General features: G+C 57.3%; 18 protein-coding genes, 4 tRNA genes and 1 riboswitch. Of the genes, 17 read left to right on the forward strand and 5 right to left on the reverse strand.

Annotated features, from left to right (window positions below):
* Positions 1-4: 4 nt before the first annotated feature.
* The 8 genes from KDX37_RS24780 to arfB all read left to right on the forward strand — a co-directional run bounded on the left by KDX37_RS24780 (position 5) and on the right by arfB (position 7,003).
* Positions 5-868: a PHP domain-containing protein gene (locus KDX37_RS24780; RefSeq protein WP_231655719.1), complete on the forward strand. Its 864-nt coding sequence runs from the start codon at positions 5-7 to the stop codon at positions 866-868.
* A 13-nt stretch (positions 869-881) separates the two neighbouring features.
* A complete protein-coding gene (locus tag KDX37_RS24785; protein ID WP_231655721.1) occupies positions 882-1,511 on the forward strand; it encodes an L-threonylcarbamoyladenylate synthase in 630 nt (209 codons plus the stop codon).
* 119 nt (positions 1,512-1,630) lie between these two features.
* Complete coding sequence (locus tag KDX37_RS24790) at positions 1,631-2,329, forward strand: segregation and condensation protein A (RefSeq protein WP_173335978.1); 699 nt, start codon at positions 1,631-1,633, stop codon at positions 2,327-2,329.
* Positions 2,330-2,344: 15 nt separating this feature from the next.
* The gene (gene scpB, locus KDX37_RS24795) at positions 2,345-3,166 is read left to right on the forward strand and encodes an SMC-Scp complex subunit ScpB (protein WP_231655722.1); all 822 of its coding nucleotides are present in this window, start codon (positions 2,345-2,347) and stop codon (positions 3,164-3,166) included.
* A gap of 85 nt (positions 3,167-3,251) precedes the next feature.
* Entirely contained in the window at positions 3,252-3,443 is a 192-nt protein-coding gene (locus KDX37_RS24800) for a DUF1289 domain-containing protein (protein WP_231655724.1), read from the forward strand.
* Positions 3,444-3,627: 184 nt separating this feature from the next.
* Complete coding sequence (rluB, locus tag KDX37_RS24805) at positions 3,628-4,854, forward strand: 23S rRNA pseudouridine(2605) synthase RluB (RefSeq protein WP_231655726.1); 1,227 nt, start codon at positions 3,628-3,630, stop codon at positions 4,852-4,854.
* Positions 4,855-5,145: 291 nt separating this feature from the next.
* Positions 5,146-6,555, forward strand: a complete 1,410-nt coding sequence (locus tag KDX37_RS24810) for an amino acid permease (RefSeq protein ID WP_231655727.1) — start codon at positions 5,146-5,148, stop codon at positions 6,553-6,555.
* Positions 6,556-6,589: 34 nt separating this feature from the next.
* Positions 6,590-7,003 carry an alternative ribosome rescue aminoacyl-tRNA hydrolase ArfB gene (arfB, locus tag KDX37_RS24815; protein ID WP_231655729.1) on the forward strand — a complete coding sequence of 138 codons (414 nt, stop codon included), beginning with the start codon at positions 6,590-6,592 and terminating at the stop codon, positions 7,001-7,003.
* A gap of 106 nt (positions 7,004-7,109) precedes the next feature.
* Here the strand turns inward: arfB and KDX37_RS24820 are convergent, their stop codons facing one another.
* The gene (locus tag KDX37_RS24820; RefSeq protein ID WP_231655730.1) at positions 7,110-7,622 is read right to left on the reverse strand and encodes a 6,7-dimethyl-8-ribityllumazine synthase; all 513 of its coding nucleotides are present in this window, start codon (positions 7,620-7,622) and stop codon (positions 7,110-7,112) included.
* Between the two features lie 125 nt (positions 7,623-7,747).
* A riboswitch (FMN riboswitch) is annotated at positions 7,748-7,914 on the reverse strand.
* 214 nt (positions 7,915-8,128) lie between these two features.
* Here KDX37_RS24820 and ltaE point away from each other — a divergent pair.
* From ltaE to KDX37_RS24855, 7 genes are all read left to right on the forward strand, one after another.
* Positions 8,129-9,133, forward strand: coding sequence for a low-specificity L-threonine aldolase (gene ltaE, locus KDX37_RS24825; protein WP_231655732.1), 1,005 nt, complete (start codon positions 8,129-8,131; stop codon positions 9,131-9,133).
* 144 nt (positions 9,134-9,277) lie between these two features.
* Positions 9,278-11,902: an alanine--tRNA ligase gene (gene alaS, locus KDX37_RS24830; RefSeq protein WP_231655734.1), complete on the forward strand. Its 2,625-nt coding sequence runs from the start codon at positions 9,278-9,280 to the stop codon at positions 11,900-11,902.
* Between the two features lie 87 nt (positions 11,903-11,989).
* Positions 11,990-13,222 carry an aspartate kinase gene (locus KDX37_RS24835; protein WP_231655735.1) on the forward strand — a complete coding sequence of 411 codons (1,233 nt, stop codon included), beginning with the start codon at positions 11,990-11,992 and terminating at the stop codon, positions 13,220-13,222.
* A gap of 171 nt (positions 13,223-13,393) precedes the next feature.
* Complete coding sequence (gene csrA, locus KDX37_RS24840) at positions 13,394-13,582, forward strand: carbon storage regulator CsrA (protein ID WP_002554426.1); 189 nt, start codon at positions 13,394-13,396, stop codon at positions 13,580-13,582.
* 62 nt (positions 13,583-13,644) lie between these two features.
* Positions 13,645-13,735: transfer RNA gene (locus tag KDX37_RS24845), tRNA-Ser, on the forward strand.
* Between the two features lie 109 nt (positions 13,736-13,844).
* Positions 13,845-13,921, forward strand: a tRNA-Arg gene (locus KDX37_RS24850).
* A gap of 87 nt (positions 13,922-14,008) precedes the next feature.
* Positions 14,009-14,085: transfer RNA gene (locus tag KDX37_RS24855), tRNA-Arg, on the forward strand.
* A gap of 44 nt (positions 14,086-14,129) precedes the next feature.
* Here the strand turns inward: KDX37_RS24855 and bamE are convergent.
* Positions 14,130-14,621, reverse strand: coding sequence for an outer membrane protein assembly factor BamE domain-containing protein (bamE, locus tag KDX37_RS24860; RefSeq protein ID WP_231655737.1), 492 nt, complete (start codon positions 14,619-14,621; stop codon positions 14,130-14,132).
* Between the two features lie 324 nt (positions 14,622-14,945).
* Here bamE and mgtE point away from each other — a divergent pair, with 324 nt between their 5' ends.
* The gene (mgtE, locus tag KDX37_RS24865; RefSeq protein WP_231655739.1) at positions 14,946-16,388 is read left to right on the forward strand and encodes a magnesium transporter; all 1,443 of its coding nucleotides are present in this window, start codon (positions 14,946-14,948) and stop codon (positions 16,386-16,388) included.
* Between the two features lie 133 nt (positions 16,389-16,521).
* Here mgtE and KDX37_RS24870 read toward each other — a convergent pair whose 3' ends face one another.
* The 3 genes from KDX37_RS24870 to KDX37_RS24880 all read right to left on the reverse strand — a co-directional run bounded on the left by KDX37_RS24870 (position 16,522) and on the right by KDX37_RS24880 (position 17,864).
* Entirely contained in the window at positions 16,522-16,848 is a 327-nt protein-coding gene (locus KDX37_RS24870) for an Arc family DNA-binding protein (RefSeq protein WP_002554423.1), read from the reverse strand.
* A gap of 552 nt (positions 16,849-17,400) precedes the next feature.
* A complete protein-coding gene (locus KDX37_RS24875; RefSeq protein ID WP_231655741.1) occupies positions 17,401-17,586 on the reverse strand; it encodes a PA3371 family protein in 186 nt (61 codons plus the stop codon).
* 38 nt (positions 17,587-17,624) lie between these two features.
* Complete coding sequence (locus KDX37_RS24880; RefSeq protein ID WP_231655742.1) at positions 17,625-17,864, reverse strand: hypothetical protein; 240 nt, start codon at positions 17,862-17,864, stop codon at positions 17,625-17,627.
* 314 nt (positions 17,865-18,178) lie between these two features.
* Here KDX37_RS24880 and KDX37_RS24885 point away from each other — a divergent pair.
* Positions 18,179-18,255 (forward strand) — tRNA-Arg (locus KDX37_RS24885).
* Positions 18,256-18,687 lie beyond the last annotated feature (432 nt).

An 18,687-nucleotide genomic window follows, 5' to 3' on the forward strand; every position in this document is an offset into this window, starting at 1 on the left:
CACTATGAATGTTGACTTGCATTGCCACAGCACCGCTTCTGACGGAGCTCTCTCGCCTTCGGCACTGGTCGCCCGTGCCCACGAGAACGGCGTGCGAGTGCTGTCGCTCACCGATCACGACACCCTTGAAGGGCTCGACGAGGCGCGCACAGCGGCGCATTCGCTGGGCATGCAACTGGTCAATGGTGTCGAGATGTCCTGTACCTGGGGTGGCGCGACCATCCATATTCTGGGCTACGGATTCGACACACAGGCGCCAGCACTGACCGAAGCCATCGCGCGTTTGCATGAAGGGCGCTGGTTGCGGGCTGAAGAAATCAGTCGCAAGTTGGCGATCAAAGGTATGCCTGGCGCGCTGGACGGTGCCCGAGCCATTCAGCAGGAACTCGGCGACAGCGGCAACGCCCCCGCGCGTCCTCACTTTGCTGACTTTCTGGTGCGCGCCGGTTTCGTCAAGGACCGTGCCGAGGCGTTTCGCAAATGGTTGGGTGCCGGCAAGCTGGGCGATGTGAAGCAGCATTGGCCCACGCTTGAAGACACTGTCGCAACATTGCGCGCTTCAGACGCATGGGTCAGCCTGGCTCATCCTTCGCATTATGACTTTACCCGCAGTAAACGGCGTAAACTGGTCGCCGATTTCCTCCAGGCAGGGGGACACGCCATCGAGGTGGTCAACGGCATGCAGCCCGCCGATCAGGTCGGGACGCTGTCCATTCTGGCGCGTGAATTCGGTTTGCTGGTCTCTGCCGGAAGCGATTTTCATGGTCCTGGCGCCTGGGGCGAGATAGGCGTTTATCGCCCCGTGCCTGAGGATTTGCCACTTTTGTGGTCCAGATTCAAACATGAACAGTCTACTGCCGCCGTCTGAACAGGAAGTTACCGTGAGTCAATTTTTCCAGGTCCACCCGGAGAACCCACAGCCGCGTCTGATCAAGCAGGCCGCAGAAATCATCAAGGCCGGCGGGCTGGTGGTGTACCCGACAGATTCGTCCTATGCACTGGGCTGCCAGATTGGCGACAAGAGCGCCATCGAGCGTATTCGCCGCCTGCGCCAGCTGGACGATAAACACAATTTCACCCTGATGTGCTGCGACCTGTCGCAACTGGGGCTGTTTGCCAAGGTCGACACGGGAGCGTTTCGTGCGCTCAAGGCGCATACGCCCGGGCCGTACACCTTTATTCTCAACGCCACTCGCGAAGTGCCGCGCCTGATCCTGCACCCCAAGCGCCGTACCATTGGTCTGCGCGTGCCGAGCCATCCGATCGCTCAGGCTTTGCTCGAACAACTGGGCGAGCCGCTGATGAGCGTCAGCCTGATCATGCCGGGCGACGCCGAGCCGCTGGTCGATCCCTATGAAATGCGCCAGATTCTGGAGCATCAGGTGGACCTCATCATCGATGGCGGCATGGGCGGCACAGAGGCGTCCACCGTGATCAATCTGGCCGAGGGCGAGCCTCAGATCATTCGGGTCGGCTGTGGCGACCCCACGCCGTTCGGTGAGCAAGCGTAATGACAGTGGTTGAACGGGTCGACAGTCAGGCCGACGCCCAGCAGGAGCTCCCATTTGCGCTGGTCTACGGGCAGGCAGTCACGCAGATGCCGCTGGACCTGTACATCCCGCCGGACGCGCTGGAAGTCTTTCTCGAAGCGTTTGAAGGCCCGCTCGACCTGCTGCTGTACCTGATTCGCAAGCAGAACATCGACATCCTCGACATTCCGGTGGCCGAAATCACCAAGCAGTACATGGGCTATGTCGAGCTGATGAAAACCGTGCGCCTGGAGCTGGCTGCCGAATACCTGGTCATGGCTGCCATGCTGGCCGAGATCAAGTCGCGCATGCTGTTGCCGCGCTCGGCGGAAATCGAAGAGGAAGAGGGCGATCCGCGCGCCGAGCTGATCCGTCGCCTGCAGGAATACGAACGCTTCAAGGCTGCCGCAGAAGGCATAGATGGCCTGAAGCGGGTAGGGCGTGACGTGATCGTGCCTAAACTGGATGCACCAGAAGCCAGGGCGCGCAAGCTGTTGCCCGATGTCAGCCTTGAAGAAGTACTGATGTCCATGGCTGAAGTACTGCACCGTGGCGACATGTTTGAAAGTCATCAGGTCAGCCGCGAGGCGCTGTCCACCCGCGAACGCATGAGCGATGTGCTGGAGCGCCTGAAAGGCGGTGGTTTCGTGCCGTTTGCCGAGCTGTTCACCGCAGAAGAAGGGCGCCTTGGCGTGGTGGTGACTTTTATGGCGGTGCTTGAACTGGTCAAGGAGTCCCTTGTCGAGCTGGTCCAAAACGAGCCCTTTGCGGCGATCCATGTCCGGGCGCGAGCCGAGTAGAGCAAGAACACACCCATGAACCTCAATGAACCTCGCGAACTGGCTCCGCTGCTTGAAGCGTTTTTGCTGGCCTCTGGAAAGCCGCAGACGCTGGAGCGGCTTTACGAGTTGTTCGAAGAGGGCGAGCGTCCTGAGCCGCCGGTGTTCAAAAAAGCGCTGGAGGTGCTGCGCAAATCCTGCGAAGGCCGCGCATTCGAACTCAAGGAAGTCGCGTCTGGCTATCGCTTGCAGATCCGCGACCGCTTTTCGCCTTGGGTCGGACGGCTCTGGGAAGAGCGCCCGCAGCGTTATTCGCGTGCCATGCTGGAAACTCTGGCCCTGATCGCTTATCGCCAGCCGATCACTCGAGGTGAAATCGAGGATGTGCGCGGTGTGGCGGTGAACAGCCATATCGTCAAAACGTTGCTGGAGCGCGAATGGATCAGGGTGGTGGGCTATCGGGACGTGCCCGGCAAGCCGGCCATGTTTGCCACAACCAGGGGCTTTCTCGACCATTTCAACCTGAAAAGCCTGGATGAGCTGCCGCCACTGGCGGACCTGCGTGAAATGGAAACCGAGCCGGTGCTGGATTTCGAGGATGCGCCGGTGCCCGCGCATCTCCAGGCCTTGGCTGACGCCAGCCTCGATCCGGACGAAGAGCCCGAACCGCCTCGTGACGAAACCAGCTTTCGCAGCCTGTTGGTCGAGCTGGACTCGATGGAGCAGGGGCTCAAGACTGATTTCGATGATTTGCTGCGCCTGGAGCCAGAGCCTGATTCCGCCTTTGAGCCAGAGCCCGAGTCAAAGCCAGAAGCGGAGCCAGGTAATACGCCGCCGAAAACGCCGCAGACCGAGTAGTCGTCTGCTCCGTCGCCCATCCGCTCGAATTCGGCCGCCGCTGCGCTGTCACACACTCAGTCCTTCGCTGTGAGAGTTGCTGTCCATGAGTTCAACCAAGAACCCCTGCATCAGCCTGTGCAAATTCGATGACGATATTTGCCTGGGATGCGGTCGCAGCAAGAAAGAAATCAAGGCCTGGAAGAAACTGGAGAAGGACGAAAAACGCGAGGTGCTGGCCGACTCCGCCAAGCGGCTGGCGAAGCTCAAGACCGCTGGTCGCAAAAAGAAGAAGTGATTCGGGCAATTGCAGCTGGCGCCGGGTGCGTAACCCGGCGCATCAGCGTATGATGGCCGACCCCCGGCGAACATGTTGCGCGCGGGGCTTCAGATATTACGCCTTGCGGCTATCCACAGCGCGCAGGGTACAGGTCTCGCCGGTTCTCGGTCAGCCCTGATTCGACACACCGGGAGGTGCCCAGATGAGTGAAAAAGACAAGCAGGACAGCCAGGAAATTGGACCCGCAGGTGAAAAACTGCAGAAGGTTCTTGCGCGCATTGGCGTCGGTTCTCGCCGTGACGTCGAGGCCTGGATTACCCAGGGCCGTATCAAGGTCAATGGCAAGGACGCGACCCTTGGTCAGCGCGTCGACCTGCATGACGCCATCAGTGTTGATGGTCGCGTTATCAAGCGCGAAGAGGCGGCCGAAACGGTACGCCGCGTCATCATGTACAACAAGCCGGACGGTGAAATCTGCACCCGTGACGACCCGGAAGGCCGTCCGACCGTATTTGATCGCCTGCCGCGCCCGAAAGAAGGCCGCTGGATCAACATCGGTCGTCTGGACATCAACACCACCGGCCTGCTGATGTTCACCACCGATGGTGAACTCGCCAATCGCCTGATGCACCCGTCGTTCGAGATGGACCGTGAATACGCTGTGCGTGTCCGTGGCGAAGTCGATGACGACATGCTGCTGCGCCTCAAGAACGGCGTGATCCTGGAAGACGGTCCTGCCCGTTTTACCGACATTCAGCAGGCTCCGGGTGGCGAAGGCTTCAACCACTGGTATCACTGCGTGGTGATGGAAGGTCGTAACCGCGAAGTGCGCCGTCTCTGGGAATCCCAGGGCCTTGTGGTCAGCCGTTTGAAGCGTGTGCGTTACGGGCCGGTGTTCCTGAACTCCGATCTGCCGATGGGTCGCTGGCGCGAAATGAGTCAGTACGAAGTCGACATTCTTGCTGCTGAAGTGGGCCTGACGCCTGTCGCTCAGCCGCAGATGAACGCCAAGACCAAAGAGAAGCTGGAACGTCTGCAGCGTCAATCGTCTCGCCCGCTGGGCAAGGGCGAGCGCGTTCGCACACTGCGTCCGGCCGCGGGTGCTCCGGCATCTGGCGACCGTACGCCGCGTCAGCCGCAGATCACTGGCAGCGAGCGTGACCGTCCGCGTGGTGGCGATCCGACTCAGCGTCCATCGCCGCGCAAGGACTCGGGCAAGCCTGGTTCGCGCTCGCCGCGTCCGGCCGACAACAGCCGTGGCACGCCAGTGGCTGACCGTCCGAGCGAGATGAACAAGCGTCCGGCCAAACCGGCACCCAAGCGTGTCGGTATCAAGCTGGTCGATGACGATGCGCCGTCGGGCAAGCGTCGCGGTCCACCGGCCGGCTCCGGCCAGCGTCCGGGCTTCGGTCGCCGCAAGCCGCAGTGATTGCGCAATGTGAGTAACCACAACGCCAGTCCTCGAGACTGGCGTTGTCGTTTTCACGGCCGGTGTTCACTGCCCGTTGCGCGCACGAGTATTGATGTTCAGCGGTTTTCAACATCCCGCCCTCTTTTAAACCTCGATGTGGATGCAGGTGTACAATGCTGCGCTTTTTTCTGTGATTCATTGCTGTTCGAAACGCTCCGGGCTACCCGTCTGGAGCGCCTCATTCTGTTACGTCACGAGCGCAACAGATCCTGTCCCGTCACAGAACAAGAACAATCAGGTGGCTAGTGAATGAGTAAACAAACCTCACCGTCAGGCGAATTGAAACGCGGCCTGAAGAATCGGCACATCCAGCTGATCGCCTTGGGTGGCGCTATCGGCACCGGCCTGTTTCTGGGTTCGGCAGGCGTGTTGAAATCGGCCGGACCTTCGATGATCCTCGGCTACGCAATCTGCGGTTTCATTGCCTTCATGATCATGCGCCAGCTGGGCGAAATGATTGTCGAAGAGCCCGTGGCCGGGTCGTTCAGCCATTTTGCGCACAATTACTGGGGTGGTTTCGCCGGGTTTCTGTCGGGCTGGAACTGCTGGCTGTTGTACATCCTTGTAGGCATGTCGGAGCTGACCGCCGTCGGGAAATACATTCATTATTGGTTGCCCGATATCCCGAGCTGGCTGTCGGCGGCGGTGTTCTTCCTGCTGATCAATGCGATCAACCTGACCAACGTCAAAGTGTTCGGTGAGACCGAATTCTGGTTCGCGATCATCAAGGTGGTCGCCATCATCGGCATGATTGCGCTGGGCAGCTACATGCTGGTCAGTGGCAGTGGCGGCCCGCAGGCGTCGGTCAGTAACCTCTGGGAGCATGGCGGGTTCTTCCCCAATGGCGTCAGCGGGCTGGTCATGGCGCTGGCGATCATCATGTTCTCGTTCGGCGGCCTGGAAATGCTCGGTTTTACCGCGGCCGAGGCCGAACAGCCACGAACCGTAATACCCAAAGCGATCAATCAGGTCATCTACCGGATCCTGATCTTCTACATCGGCGCGCTGGTAGTGCTGTTATCGCTCACGCCATGGGACAGCCTGTTGGCCAGCCTCAATGCGTCCGGCGATTCGTACAGCGGTAGCCCGTTCGTGCAGGTGTTCTCGATGCTGGGCAGCGATGCGGCAGCGCATATCCTCAACTTCGTGGTGCTGACAGCGGCCTTGTCGGTCTACAACAGCGGCACGTATTGCAACAGCCGCATGCTGGTCGGCATGGCAGAGCAGGGCGATGCGCCCAAGGCGCTGGCGCATGTTGATCGGCGTGGCGTGCCGGTCATGGCGATCCTTGCCTCGGCCGTCGTGACGCTGGTCGCGGTGCTGCTCAACTACTTCATTCCGCAACGTGCACTGGAATTGCTGATGTCGCTGGTGGTGGCCACGCTGGTCATCAACTGGGCGATGATCAGCTATTCACACCTGAAATTCCGGCAGCACATGAACCGTACGCAACAAGTGCCTTTGTTCAAGGCCTTGTGGTACCCGTATGGCAACTACGTCTGCCTGGCGTTCGTGGTGTTTATTCTGGGCATCATGCTGATGATCCCGGGCATTCAGGTGTCGGTGTATGCCATACCGGTCTGGTTGGCGGCGATGTGGGTGTTTTATCGGATCAAGAACAGGCATGGCCTTGCGAATGCGGGCAAGGCGGGCCAATGATTGCGCCGTGTGCTGCTGAAAAGAAGGCGTCTGTATGCTGGTGATCTCCAATAACGTCCATCTGCCGGACAGCGAAATCGAGTTGACGGCCATCCGTGCCCAGGGCGCGGGTGGGCAGAACGTCAACAAGGTGTCGAGTGCCATGCATTTGCGTTTCGACATCCATGCTTCGTCACTGCCGCCCTTTTACAAGGAGCGGCTGCTGGCGTTGAGTGACAGTCGGATCACCAGCGATGGCGTGATCATTCTCAAGGCGCAGCAGTACCGCACCCAGGAACAAAATCGCGCCGATGCGTTGTTGCGATTGAGTGAGCTGATTGTGAATGCCGCCAAGGTCGAGAAAAAACGCCGCCCGACCCGCCCGACGCTGGGTTCGAAAACCCGTCGACTGGAGTCCAAAAGCAAGCGTGGCTCAATCAAGGCCGGACGCGGGAAAGTGGATTTCTGATCAGGGGCGGCTGCGCTATCGTGTTTCTCTGTCAAAGAACAGCACTTGGCGCAGCCTCCTGTAGTCAGCAGGTGGCAGTGGACTGCTCACCCATGACAAGAGGGTTTCAACGAGCGACTTTGTGCTGGGCCTCGTGACGACGCAGTGCACGCACCTTGTTCAGGGTATCGGCGCACGTTTTGGCGGCTTCCTGCCCCTTGTGCACGAAGTGATCGAAGAAGAACTTCTGGTGCTCTTCGCCGGCGTGGAAGTGGTGAGGCGTGAGGACCACCGAGAATACCGGGATTTCGGTTTCCAGCTGGACCTGCATCAGCGCACTGACGACGGTCTGCGCGACGAATTCGTGGCGATAGATGCCGCCGTCCACGACCAGTGCAGCGCCCACGATACCTGCGTAGCGACCGCTGTTGGCGAGCAGTTTTGCATGCAGCGGGATTTCATATGCGCCGCCGACTTCAAAGAAGTCGATGTCGCTCTCGGCGTAGCCGTGGTTGGCCATTTCGGCGACAAAGCCCAAACGGCTCTGGTCGACAATATCTTTATGCCAGCAAGCCTGGATAAAGGCGACGCGTTCGTTCGGGTGGCTTTTGCTTTTGCTGTCAATTGCAGTGGGTTGCACGTGTTCTGACTCCTGTTTATAGAAAAAACAGGGCATTTGGATCGAAAGGGATTCAAGTCGCGTAGAAAGACCTCATGAACGTTGCCATTCAGTGTCGGGTCTGCCCACGTTCTTATAGACGCCAATCCCGCTCTCTCTTCATCCGGACTATGACCGTCGGCCCCGGAATCACACCGGGTCTGCTGACCTTCCGGGTTGTCGGCCAAAGCCTGAACCCTGAAGCGCTCGCGGGCTAGACACGTTGCGTGCCATTACCGCCGGTGGGGAATTACGCCCCGCCCTGAGAACGTTGCTGACACCCAATTCGGTGCCGGCGCAGGATTTTTATCACAGATCAATGAATCATGCATCGACACTTTCGTAAGGTGCGCCTACCTTTTTCTTATAAGGAGACAGGGTGTCGACAGCGGAACACCTTGATTATCACGATCCGCGGCCTTAGTAATGTGTTGTTGCAGCCAGAGGGCTGCAGCCATTGTCGATTATGGATTCCAGGGAGCTACTTCGTGTCAGTCATCGATTTGCGCAGCGACACCGTGACCTTGCCCACCGCTGGCATGCTCGACGCAATGGCGCATGCGCCGGTTGGCGACGATGTCTACGGCGAAGATCCTACTGTCAATCTTCTGGAAGCCACGCTGAGCGAGCGCCTGGGTTTCGAGGCCGCGCTGTTTGTGCCGTCTGGCACCATGAGCAATCTGCTGGCATTGATGGCCCATTGCGAACGTGGTGACGAATACATCGTCGGCCAGCAGGCCCATACTTATAAATATGAAGGTGGCGGTGCTGCGGTGCTCGGCTCCATTCAGCCTCAGCCGCTGGATGTGCAAGCGGACGGCTCGCTGGACCTGGAGCAAGTGCTGCAGACCATCAAGCCCGATGACTTTCACTTTGCCCGCACCCGACTGCTTGCGCTGGAAAACACCATGCAGGGCAAGGTATTGCCACTGGCGTACCTGGCCGCCGCACGCAAGTTGACCCGGGAGCACGGCCTGAGTCTGCATCTTGACGGCGCGCGCCTGTATAACGCAGCCGTCAAGCTGGGCGTTGATGCGCGTGAGATCACCGACTATTTCGATTCCGTTTCGATCTGTCTGTCCAAAGGGCTTGGCGCCCCGGTCGGCTCAGTGCTGTGCGGTTCACATGCGCTGATTGCCAAGGCGCGTCGCCTGCGCAAGATGGTCGGCGGCGGCATGCGTCAGGCAGGCATGCTTGCGGCTGCCGGTCTGTATGCGCTGGACCATCAGGTCGCGCGGCTGGCAGATGACCATGCCAATGCTGTCTTTCTGGCTGAAGGGTTGAAAGAGGCTGGCTACAGTGTCGAGCCCGTGCAGACCAATATGGTGTATGTCGATATCGGTGATCGGGCCGCTGCACTCAAGCCGTTCTGTGGCGAGCAGGGCATCTCGCTCTCTGTCGCACCGCGGCTGCGCCTGGTCACGCATTTGAACGTTTCGCGTGCGCACCTCGAGCAGGTTGTCGCTGTATTTGCCGAGTTTGGCCGCTTATAAGATGCCAATAGTCCAGTTACTTGTGTCTATCGTACAAACAGACTGTACCGAGGGCGCAACGCCTATATAATGCGGCCCTTTGCCGTCGCTACGTCATCTGACGTTTTGCACTTGCCTCTGGCCGCAGTCTCCGTGGAAGAACCTATGAAAAGCGCAGAAATCCGTGAAGCCTTCCTTGGCTTCTTCGAAGAGCAAGGCCACACACGTGTCGCCTCCAGCTCCTTGATCCCGGGCAATGACCCAACCCTGCTGTTCACCAACGCAGGCATGAACCAGTTCAAGGACTGCTTCCTGGGCCAGGAAAAACGTGCCTACACCCGCGCCGTTACCAGCCAGAAGTGCGTGCGGGCCGGTGGCAAGCACAACGATCTTGAAAACGTCGGCTACACCGCTCGTCACCACACTTTCTTCGAAATGCTGGGTAACTTCAGCTTTGGTGATTACTTCAAACGTGATGCCATCACCTACGCCTGGACGTTCCTGACCTCTGAAAAGTGGCTGAACCTGCCCAAGGAAAAGCTGTGGGTCACGGTCTATGCCACTGACGACGAAGCCTACGATATCTGGACCAGGGAAATCGGCGTACCCGCCGAGCGCATGGTCCGCATCGGTGACAATAAGGGCGCGCCATACGCCTCCGACAATTTCTGGACCATGGGCGATACTGGCCCGTGTGGCCCTTGCAGCGAGATCTTCTTTGACCACGGCCCTGAAATCTGGGGCGGCCCACCGGGTTCCCCGGAAGAAGACGGCGACCGTTACATCGAGATCTGGAACAACGTATTCATGCAGTTCAACCGAACTGCCGATGGCGTGCTGCACCCGCTGCCAGCTCCGTCGGTAGACACCGGTATGGGTCTTGAGCGTGTCAGCGCAGTACTGCAGCACGTGCATTCCAACTACGAAATCGACCTGTTCCAGAGCCTTCTGACTGCATCCGCTGCTGCCATTGGTTGCACCAACGACAATCAGGCGTCGCTGAAAGTCGTCGCTGACCATATTCGTTCGTGCGGTTTCCTGATTGCCGATGGCGTACTGCCGTCCAACGAAGGCCGTGGCTACGTGCTGCGTCGCATCATTCGTCGTGCCTGCCGTCACGGCAACAAGCTGGGTGCCAAGGGCAGCTTCTTCTATCAGATCGTGGCTGCGCTGGTTGCCGAAATGGGCACTGCGTTCCCGGAACTGGTTCAGCAGCAGGCGCACATCGAGCGTGTGCTCAAGGCTGAAGAAGAGCAGTTCGCGAAAACTCTGGAACAGGGCCTGAAAATCCTCGAGCAGGATCTGGCTGACCTCAAGGGCACCGTGGTGCCTGGTGAAGTGGTGTTCAAACTCTACGACACCTATGGCTTCCCGATGGATCTTACCGGTGATATTGCTCGCGAACGCAACCTGACGCTGGACGAAGCTGGCTTCGAGCGCGAAATGGACGCTCAGCGTGTGCGTGCCCGTTCCGCCAGCTCTTTCGGCATGGACTACAACAGCCTGGTCAAGGTCGACGTCGCAACCCTGTTCACCGGTTACGATGCCACCAGCGGCGACGCCAAAGTGGTTGCTCTGTACAAGGACGGCCAGTCTGTCGAGCATTTGAACGAAGGCGAAGAGGGCGTTGTGATCCTTGACACCACGCCGTTCTATGCCGAGTCGGGCGGTCAGATCGGTGACAGCGGCTACCTGTTGGCGGGCGATGTACGGTTTGAAGTGAGCGACACCACCAAAACCGGTGGCGCCTTCCTGCATCACGGTGTTGTGGCGGCGGGGAGTCTGGCGGTAGGTACGCAGGTCGCGACCCAGGTTTCTGACGAGGTTCGTCAGGCCACTGCGCTCAACCACTCTGCCACTCACCTGCTGCACGCTGCACTGCGTCAGGTGCTGGGCGATCACGTTCAACAGAAAGGCTCGCTGGTTGACAGTCAGCGTCTGCGCTTCGACTTCAGCCACTTTGAGGCGATCAAACCAGAGCAACTGCGCCAACTGGAAGACATCGTCAACACCGAAATTCGCAAGAATACGCCGGTCCTCACCGAAGAAACCGACATCGACACAGCGAAAAAGAAAGGCGCCATGGCGCTGTTCGGCGAAAAGTACGGCGACAGCGTTCGCGTACTGAGCATGGGTGGTGATTTCTCGGTCGAGCTGTGCGGCGGTATTCACGCCAAGCGCACTGGCGATATCTCGCTGCTGAAAATTGTCAGCGAAGGTGGCGTCGCCGCTGGCGTGCGTCGTATCGAGGCGGTTACTGGTGCAGCGGCACTCGGCTGGTTGAACGCTGCCGAAGATCAGTTGAAAGAAGCTGCGACGCTGGTCAAAGGCAATCGTGACAACCTGCTGGACAAGCTGACAGCGGTGCTCGAACGTAATCGCCTGCTGGAAAAACAACTTGAACAACTGCAAGCCAAGGCCGCCAGTGCCGCCGGTGACGATCTGTCCTCGGCCGCGCTGGATGTCAAAGGAGTCAAGGTTCTGGCCACCCGCCTGGACGGTCAGGACGGCAAGGCGCTACTGGCCCTTGTCGATCAGTTGAAGAACAAACTCGGCCGCGCAGTGATCCTGCTCGGCAGTGTCCATGAAGACAAGGTCGTCTTGGTTGCAGGCGTGACCAAAGACCTGACTGGCCAACTCAAAGCCGGTGATTTGATGAAGCAAGCGGCCGCTGCCGTAGGCGGTAAAGGCGGTGGTCGTCCTGATATGGCTCAAGGGGGCGGTGTCGATGCAGGTGCGCTGGATGCTGCACTGGCACTGACGGTTCCTTTTGTAGAGCAGGGTATCTGAGCCCGGTCTGCCAGCCTGCCTGTGCAAGGCAGGTTGGCAGACGGGAATGTTAATGGTGCTCTTAACGGGTTCTGAGGCGGCTTTGAGATGGCTTTAATCGTACAGAAATTTGGAGGCACCTCGGTGGGCTCTGTAGAGCGCATCGAGCAGGTAGCTGACAAGGTCAAGAAATTCCGCGAGGCGGGCGACGACCTGGTGGTCGTATTGTCGGCCATGAGCGGTGAAACCAATCGCCTGATCGACCTCGCCAAGCAGATCAGTGATCAGCCGGTTCCTCGTGAGCTGGATGTGATCGTTTCCACAGGCGAACAGGTCACGATTGCGTTGCTGGCCATGGCGCTGATGAAGCGTGGTGTTCCTGCGGTGTCCTATACCGGCAATCAGGTACGCATTCTTACTGACAGCGCACACAACAAGGCGCGCATTCTGCAGATCGATGATCAGAAGATTCGTTCTGATTTGAAAGCAGGTCGTGTGGTAGTGGTCGCCGGTTTCCAGGGCGTCGACGAGAACGGCAACATCACGACCCTGGGTCGTGGCGGTTCCGACACTACCGGCGTGGCCCTGGCTGCGGCCTTGAAGGCCGACGAATGCCAGATCTACACCGATGTCGATGGTGTTTACACCACTGACCCACGTGTGGTTTCGCAAGCGCAGCGCCTGGACAAGATCACCTTTGAAGAGATGCTGGAAATGGCCAGCCTCGGTTCCAAGGTGCTGCAGATCCGGGCAGTGGAATTTGCCGGTAAATACAACGTCCCGCTGCGCGTTCTGCACAGCTTCAAAGAGGGTCCTGGCACCCTCATTACCATCGATGAAGAGGAATCCATGGAACAGCCGATCATTTCCGGCATCGCGTTCAATCGTGATGAAGCCAAGCTGACTATCCGTGGCGTGCCAGACACTCCCGGTGTGGCGTTCAAGATTCTCGGCCCGATCAGCGCGGCCAACATCGAAGTCGACATGATCGTGCAGAACGTTGCGCACGATAACACCACCGACTTTACCTTCACGATCCACCGCAATGACTACCAGGCCGCCACACAGGTGCTTGAAACCACGGCGCGTGAAATCGGCGCCCGCGAGGTTTCCGGTGACACCAAGATCGCCAAGGTCTCCATCGTGGGTGTGGGCATGCGTTCCCATGCAGGCGTTGCCAGCCGCATGTTCGAAGCACTGGCCAAGGAGAGCATCAATATCCAGATGATCTCTACCTCGGAAATCAAGGTGTCTGTCGTCATCGAAGAGAAGTACCTTGAACTGGCAGTGCGTGCGTTGCACACGGCTTTTGAACTGGATGCTGCTCGCCAGGGTGAGTGATTCGTCGTCGCCGGGGCAGGGCTTGAGCCAGTTCCCGGGATGTTGCGCAGAAAGACTTTTCTTTTACATGCGTTAGACGATACTCAGGCCATGCCCGTGGCGTTGCCGTTGCGGGCTGTGCCTACTGGTTGTGCAGACTGTTGTCCCTGAATGAATGCGTAGGAGAAAGTTATGCTGATTCTGACTCGTCGGTGCGCGGAAAGTCTCATCATTGGTGACGGTGAAATCACCGTGACTGTGTTGGGCGTGAAGGGTAATCAGGTGCGTATTGGTGTCAATGCGCCCAAGGAAGTCGCGGTCCATCGCGAAGAGATTTACCTGCGGATCAAGAAAGAGAAGGACGAAGAACCAAGCCATTAATTTTTATTGAATTTTTGGTTTGCAAACGGGGAAAAGGGTGGTTATTATACGCCCCGTGTTGCGGAGAGCTGGCCGAGTGGCCGAAGGCGCTCCCCTGCTAAGGGAGTACACCTCAAAAGGGTGTCGGGGGTTCGAATCCCCCGTTCTCCGCCATTATTTATGTAGTGCGTCAGATTCGGCTTGATCTGTAAGTTGTTGAATTTACTAGAAAAAGTGCTTGACCAAACAATCTGACGACCTATAATGCGCGGCACCAACACATGCACTCGTAGCTCAGCTGGATAGAGTACTCGGCTACGAACCGAGCGGTCACAGGTTCGAATCCTGTCGAGTGCACCATTTAAGGTTGGTTTCAAGGTTGTAAGTCATTACAGCGTTGAGATTGACTGGCTTCAACCAGAGGTGATCTGGTCTAAAAACACCAATGCACTCGTAGCTCAGCTGGATAGAGTACTCGGCTACGAACCGAGCGGTCACAGGTTCGAATCCTGTCGAGTGCACCAAACAAACAAAAAGCCCACATCGAAAGATGTGGGCTTTTTGCTTTCTAGCGTTTTCCTTTTACGCATCCGTGCTCATCAAATGTCACGCTGCTGCTGCGTCCCTTCTTCTGGTTGTACACGTAACGCAACTCGCCATTGTTATTCACGACTTTGTCGGGTCGGCCCAGCAGGCTTTCCACATCACGAACGGTCATTCCGGGCGGTGTGCGTTGATTGATGATGGCTCGACGACGCTGATCGGCACTCAGGCGGTTTTCACAACCATCGTCCCGACCACCCACGACCACGATTTCACGAGCGGGGGTTTTGGGTTTTTCCGAGCGCCAGGCGTCGGATGAAGTGCGAGGTCCTGTCTGGCTGCCTGAAGAGGTGTTGGATATCTTCTGTGACTGGCTGCTGTGCCCCTCAGGGCAGCCGAGTGCCGTGAACATGATGTTGCCGGCTGCGTCTTCGCAACGCTGAGTGGTGCTAGCTATTGAATGCAGTGGCACGCAGAGCAGGGCGCCCCACAGGGAAAGGTGAGTGACGACACGCATATCAAGTCCTCCATGACGGTGTGTCGCGCAAGCCTAGTGATGACCCATTTCAGGGGCAAGTGTGCTTTCTTGGCTGGATGTGACATCGAAGTCTGTAGGGCTCATGCAGTGATTCAGGTTTGTGCTGCAAACGACTGTTATAGGCTGAATTTCTCGGGTGCGCTTCGCTCAAAGCGGTGTATCATTGCGCCCGTCAGCCCCGCCGGGGCTTGTGGAATACCTCCATGGACTTACCCAGTAGTTACTCAATAGTTTGTTTCAGCAATCATGAATTAACTGATTGATCTCCCCGGCGTGCTCCGCTGCTGGGAGTGGAGTTCGCCTATGACCGAAAGAGAAGTAAAGAAAACGCAGGAAAGTCTGCAGGATCGCCTGGCTCAGGTCGTCGATCTGCTGCAACGCCAGCGTATTGTTGAAGACCTGACGCATCGTCAGGAGGGTCAACATCAGGATCGCGTAGAAAACCTGGTCCATCGGCAGAACCTTGTCGAGCTGCAACGCAAGCTCGACGACCTTCACTCCGCCGACGTCGCCTATATCCTCGAAGCACTTCCCCTGGACGAGCGTCTGACCGTCTGGCAGCTGGTGAAGGCCGAGCGCGACGGCGACATCCTTCTCGAAGTATCCGACTCGGTTCGTGAAACCCTGATCGCCGACATGGATGATCATGAGTTGCTTGCGGCTGCACGGGACATGGACGCCGACGAACTGGCTGACCTTGCTCCCGAGCTGCCTCGCGACGTTGTTCACGAACTCATGGAAGCGCTTGACTCGCAGCAGCGCGAGCGTGTGCGTTCAGCGCTGTCCTATGACGAGGATCAGGTTGGCGCACTGATGGACTTCGAGATGGTGACCATCCGCGAGGATGTCAGCCTTGAAGTGGTCCTGCGTTATCTGCGCAGGCTCAAAGAGCTTCCCGGTCATACCGACAAATTGTTCGTGGTTGATTCCGAAGGCGTGTTGAAAGGTGTGCTGCCGATCAAGCGTCTGCTGGTCAATGACCCTGACAAGCAAGTCGTTGAAGTCATGGCCAACGACCCGGTCAGCTTTCATCCGGAAGACGACGGTTATGATGCCGCTCAGGCTTTCGAGCGTTACGACCTGATCTCCACACCTGTCGTCGACAAGAACGGCAAGCTGATTGGCCGTCTGACAATCGACGAGATGGTCGATCTGATCCGTGAAGAGAGCGAAAGTGAAGTCCTCAACATGGCGGGTCTGCGGGAGGAAGAAGATATCTTCGCCTCTGTGTGGCGTTCGCTGCGTAACCGTTGGGCCTGGCTGGCGGTCAACCTGGTCACGGCTTTCCTCGCTTCGCGGGTGATTGGTCTGTTCGAAGGCTCAATCGAGAAGCTGGTAGCGCTCGCTGCATTGATGCCTATTGTCGCGGGGATTGGAGGCAACTCCGGTAATCAGACCATCACCATGATCGTTCGCGCCATGGCGCTCGATCAGGTCAACACCGGCAATACGGCGCGCCTGTTGCGCAAAGAACTGGCAGTTGGCCTGATCAACGGTGTGTTATGGGGTGGTGTGATCGGTGTAGTGGCCTATCTGCTCTATGGGAGCTGGTCACTTGGCGTGGTCATGACCGCGGCCATGACGCTCAATCTGCTGCTGGCAGCCTTGATGGGGGTGTCCATACCGATGGCCCTTGCGCGCCTTGGACGAGATCCAGCCATGGGTGCCAGTGTAATGATTACGGCAATGACCGACAGCGGAGGGTTTTTCATCTTCCTCGGGCTGGCGACTATCTTCCTGCTTTAAGCGGGACATAAACAACAAAGCCGCCTTATAGGCGGTTTTTTTACATGGTGCAGAGAGTTTTCCTACAGCAACTAACGCATGCCGTATAAACAAAAAGGCCAGCTTACGCTGGCCTTTTTGTTTGCACTAACACTCAGGACTCTTCAGAAGCGAGTTCCGTATCATGAGCGATCAGTGACACTAAAGCGTTTTGTTGACGATGAGACAACTGCCGAAAGCGTTGCAGCAGCTCGCGTTCGTGCAGGGACAGCTCAGGGCTATCAAGGCGCAGGCTTGGCTCGTCGCCAAGGGCTCCTTCCTGAATCAGGCTCTGTTCGAGACGAGCAATGATTTCCGAGTTCATGCTGCGGTGATGATTCTTGGCTACCTCTTGCACACGATTACGCATGCCATCTGGTAGGCGAACGACGAACTTGTCAGCCGTGCGGCTGGAATAAGTAGCCTGTTTCATAGGGCTCATATATTTAACCGGTTAGTTCAGGGGAAGCGGTTCTAGCAAGTGGCCGCAAGATTGTGATCATGAGACAGTCGTTTTGGGCAAATGTTCAACCGCGTTGTTGGAGGGGCATCATCATCCCCTTTTGCGTCGAAACCTTGGCGTCAAATCTGTGACAAATATTGACCCAGATAAAGGCGATTAGCCAGCACCAATTATCAGATTTGCGGACAGATTTGTAAAAATAATCAGAACAGCTCAGCTGATAGCCACACGAAATGCGCGACGACTTTTTGCCATGATGGCCATCTGTCTTCAGCGTAGAAGGTAACTCGTTGAAATACGAATCTATGCCGACCAACGTATGACCCGCGGGACGAACGATTCAACTGGCGACAAGCGCAGGAGGGAGCAGGCGTCTACAGAGGAGGGGTTGAGAGGAGAGGTTGAAAACAAAAGGTGACGAAAGGTAAGGCTGAAGTCGCTGCCCGGAACAGGGATGCCGATGATCCAGCCGGCTTTCACTACAAACACTACAGAGTCGACCGACCGGTACAGCCATCAGCGTTCTTCAGCTCATCGCAGAACCGGGTCAAATTTAAAGCGACGGCCCAGAAACAGGGCGACTATGAAAAGCCCAGCAAACAGACCTGCGGCAATTTTGGCAACGGTACTCGGGGCTTCAGCCTGGACGGGCAAAAGCAGATCGACGGCTACAGCCATAAAAGCCAGGATCATGAATGACAAAGCGGATTTTGACATGGCGACTCTCTCGTAAAGTTGGGGCTATGTATCACGACTCAGAAAACCCAGCGCTGCTCTGCACGCGGTGCCTGTAGGGTCACATCAGCGTCATTTGCCAGCATAGCTGCACTGACGCTCCTGTCAGTCATGACCGCAAGTTGCGGCGCCTGAGTGAACGTATGGTGAGCGGGTGCGGTCGAACCAAGCTGATCACCCTTGATGCCCGTGTCCTGAAAATGAAATGCCACAAGAGCCACCAGAGCTGCCGCATTCAACACTGAGAGAGCCATGTTCATTTTTCAGTACCTGTGCCCGGACGTAAGGGATGGGTGTCTACATTGATACTGATAATGCAGTCTGCATGCCAAGTGATTTATTGTAAAAAATCCATATAAATCAATAGGTTGAAAACGATTGGGATATGCGGTCTATTGCGTTTTGCAAGGTAGGCTTCGGGCGGTAGTGCAATTTGCATGATGGTTTTCAGGGACGGGCCATTTCGCGATTCGTACTACGCCCTCAAACGACAATGACGACATGACAAACCCCCCTCATCTCGCTAAGATGCACGCCGTCCTCGCTGGCACCTTTCGGTGTGCTGGCAATCAGTGTCTCAGTAGCTCAATTGGATAGAGCATCCCCCTCCTAAGGGGAAGGTTGGCAGTTCGAACCTGCCCTGGGACACCATATTTTATGGGCTCTTCAGCTGAATCTGAGTTGCCCCATTCAAGCCCATGGGCGCATGGCGGGTGCAGCAGCAGACCTTTCAGGGCTCGTTTGCGTCTATGACTCTTTCTCCATCGTCTTTGTAAACATTGCCTACACTCGAGATCGCCGAGGATGACCTCGCGCTCGATTGGCAGTGTTTCCACATTGGCATCAACATCGCGATCGCCACACGACACCTCGATGAACTAGACGGGCTGCCTCTGCCACAGGCCTATACTCGTCGGCAATCAGGTGTCGCGCATGATTGATCTGTTGTAAGCGCTCCATAAACCCCACTTGGCTAAAGATAGTTAAAGCGCTTAGCTGTGAAGTCGAGGTTCGCAGTTCCACGGCAGCAAGGCTTCGTAATCCTCTACCGATGTCGCCGTTGGCAAACGTTCAAGTGCGTGG

Origin of the sequence: Pseudomonas californiensis, from assembly GCF_021147775.1 — a bacterium.
In the GTDB taxonomy this organism is placed as follows: Bacteria; Pseudomonadota; Gammaproteobacteria; order Pseudomonadales; family Pseudomonadaceae; genus Aquipseudomonas; species Aquipseudomonas californiensis.

What these genes read in the sequence shown, in the direction of transcription:
- KDX37_RS24800 (WP_231655724.1), top strand. Translation starts at nt 3,252, where the DNA reads ATGAGTTCAACCAAGAACCCCTGCATCAGCCTGTGCAAATTCGATGAC.
- KDX37_RS24870 (WP_002554423.1), bottom strand. Translation starts at nt 16,848, where the DNA reads ATGAGCCCTATGAAACAGGCTACTTATTCCAGCCGCACGGCTGACAAG.
- alaS (WP_231655734.1), top strand. Translation starts at nt 9,278, where the DNA reads ATGAAAAGCGCAGAAATCCGTGAAGCCTTCCTTGGCTTCTTCGAAGAG.
- scpB (WP_231655722.1), top strand. Translation starts at nt 2,345, where the DNA reads ATGAACCTCAATGAACCTCGCGAACTGGCTCCGCTGCTTGAAGCGTTT.
- arfB (WP_231655729.1), top strand. Translation starts at nt 6,590, where the DNA reads ATGCTGGTGATCTCCAATAACGTCCATCTGCCGGACAGCGAAATCGAG.
- KDX37_RS24780 (WP_231655719.1), top strand. Translation starts at nt 5, where the DNA reads ATGAATGTTGACTTGCATTGCCACAGCACCGCTTCTGACGGAGCTCTC.
- KDX37_RS24880 (WP_231655742.1), bottom strand. Translation starts at nt 17,864, where the DNA reads ATGAACATGGCTCTCTCAGTGTTGAATGCGGCAGCTCTGGTGGCTCTT.
- KDX37_RS24810 (WP_231655727.1), top strand. Translation starts at nt 5,146, where the DNA reads ATGAGTAAACAAACCTCACCGTCAGGCGAATTGAAACGCGGCCTGAAG.
- KDX37_RS24875 (WP_231655741.1), bottom strand. Translation starts at nt 17,586, where the DNA reads ATGTCAAAATCCGCTTTGTCATTCATGATCCTGGCTTTTATGGCTGTA.
- KDX37_RS24835 (WP_231655735.1), top strand. Translation starts at nt 11,990, where the DNA reads ATGGCTTTAATCGTACAGAAATTTGGAGGCACCTCGGTGGGCTCTGTA.
- rluB (WP_231655726.1), top strand. Translation starts at nt 3,628, where the DNA reads ATGAGTGAAAAAGACAAGCAGGACAGCCAGGAAATTGGACCCGCAGGT.
- mgtE (WP_231655739.1), top strand. Translation starts at nt 14,946, where the DNA reads ATGACCGAAAGAGAAGTAAAGAAAACGCAGGAAAGTCTGCAGGATCGC.
- bamE (WP_231655737.1), bottom strand. Translation starts at nt 14,621, where the DNA reads ATGCGTGTCGTCACTCACCTTTCCCTGTGGGGCGCCCTGCTCTGCGTG.
- csrA (WP_002554426.1), top strand. Translation starts at nt 13,394, where the DNA reads ATGCTGATTCTGACTCGTCGGTGCGCGGAAAGTCTCATCATTGGTGAC.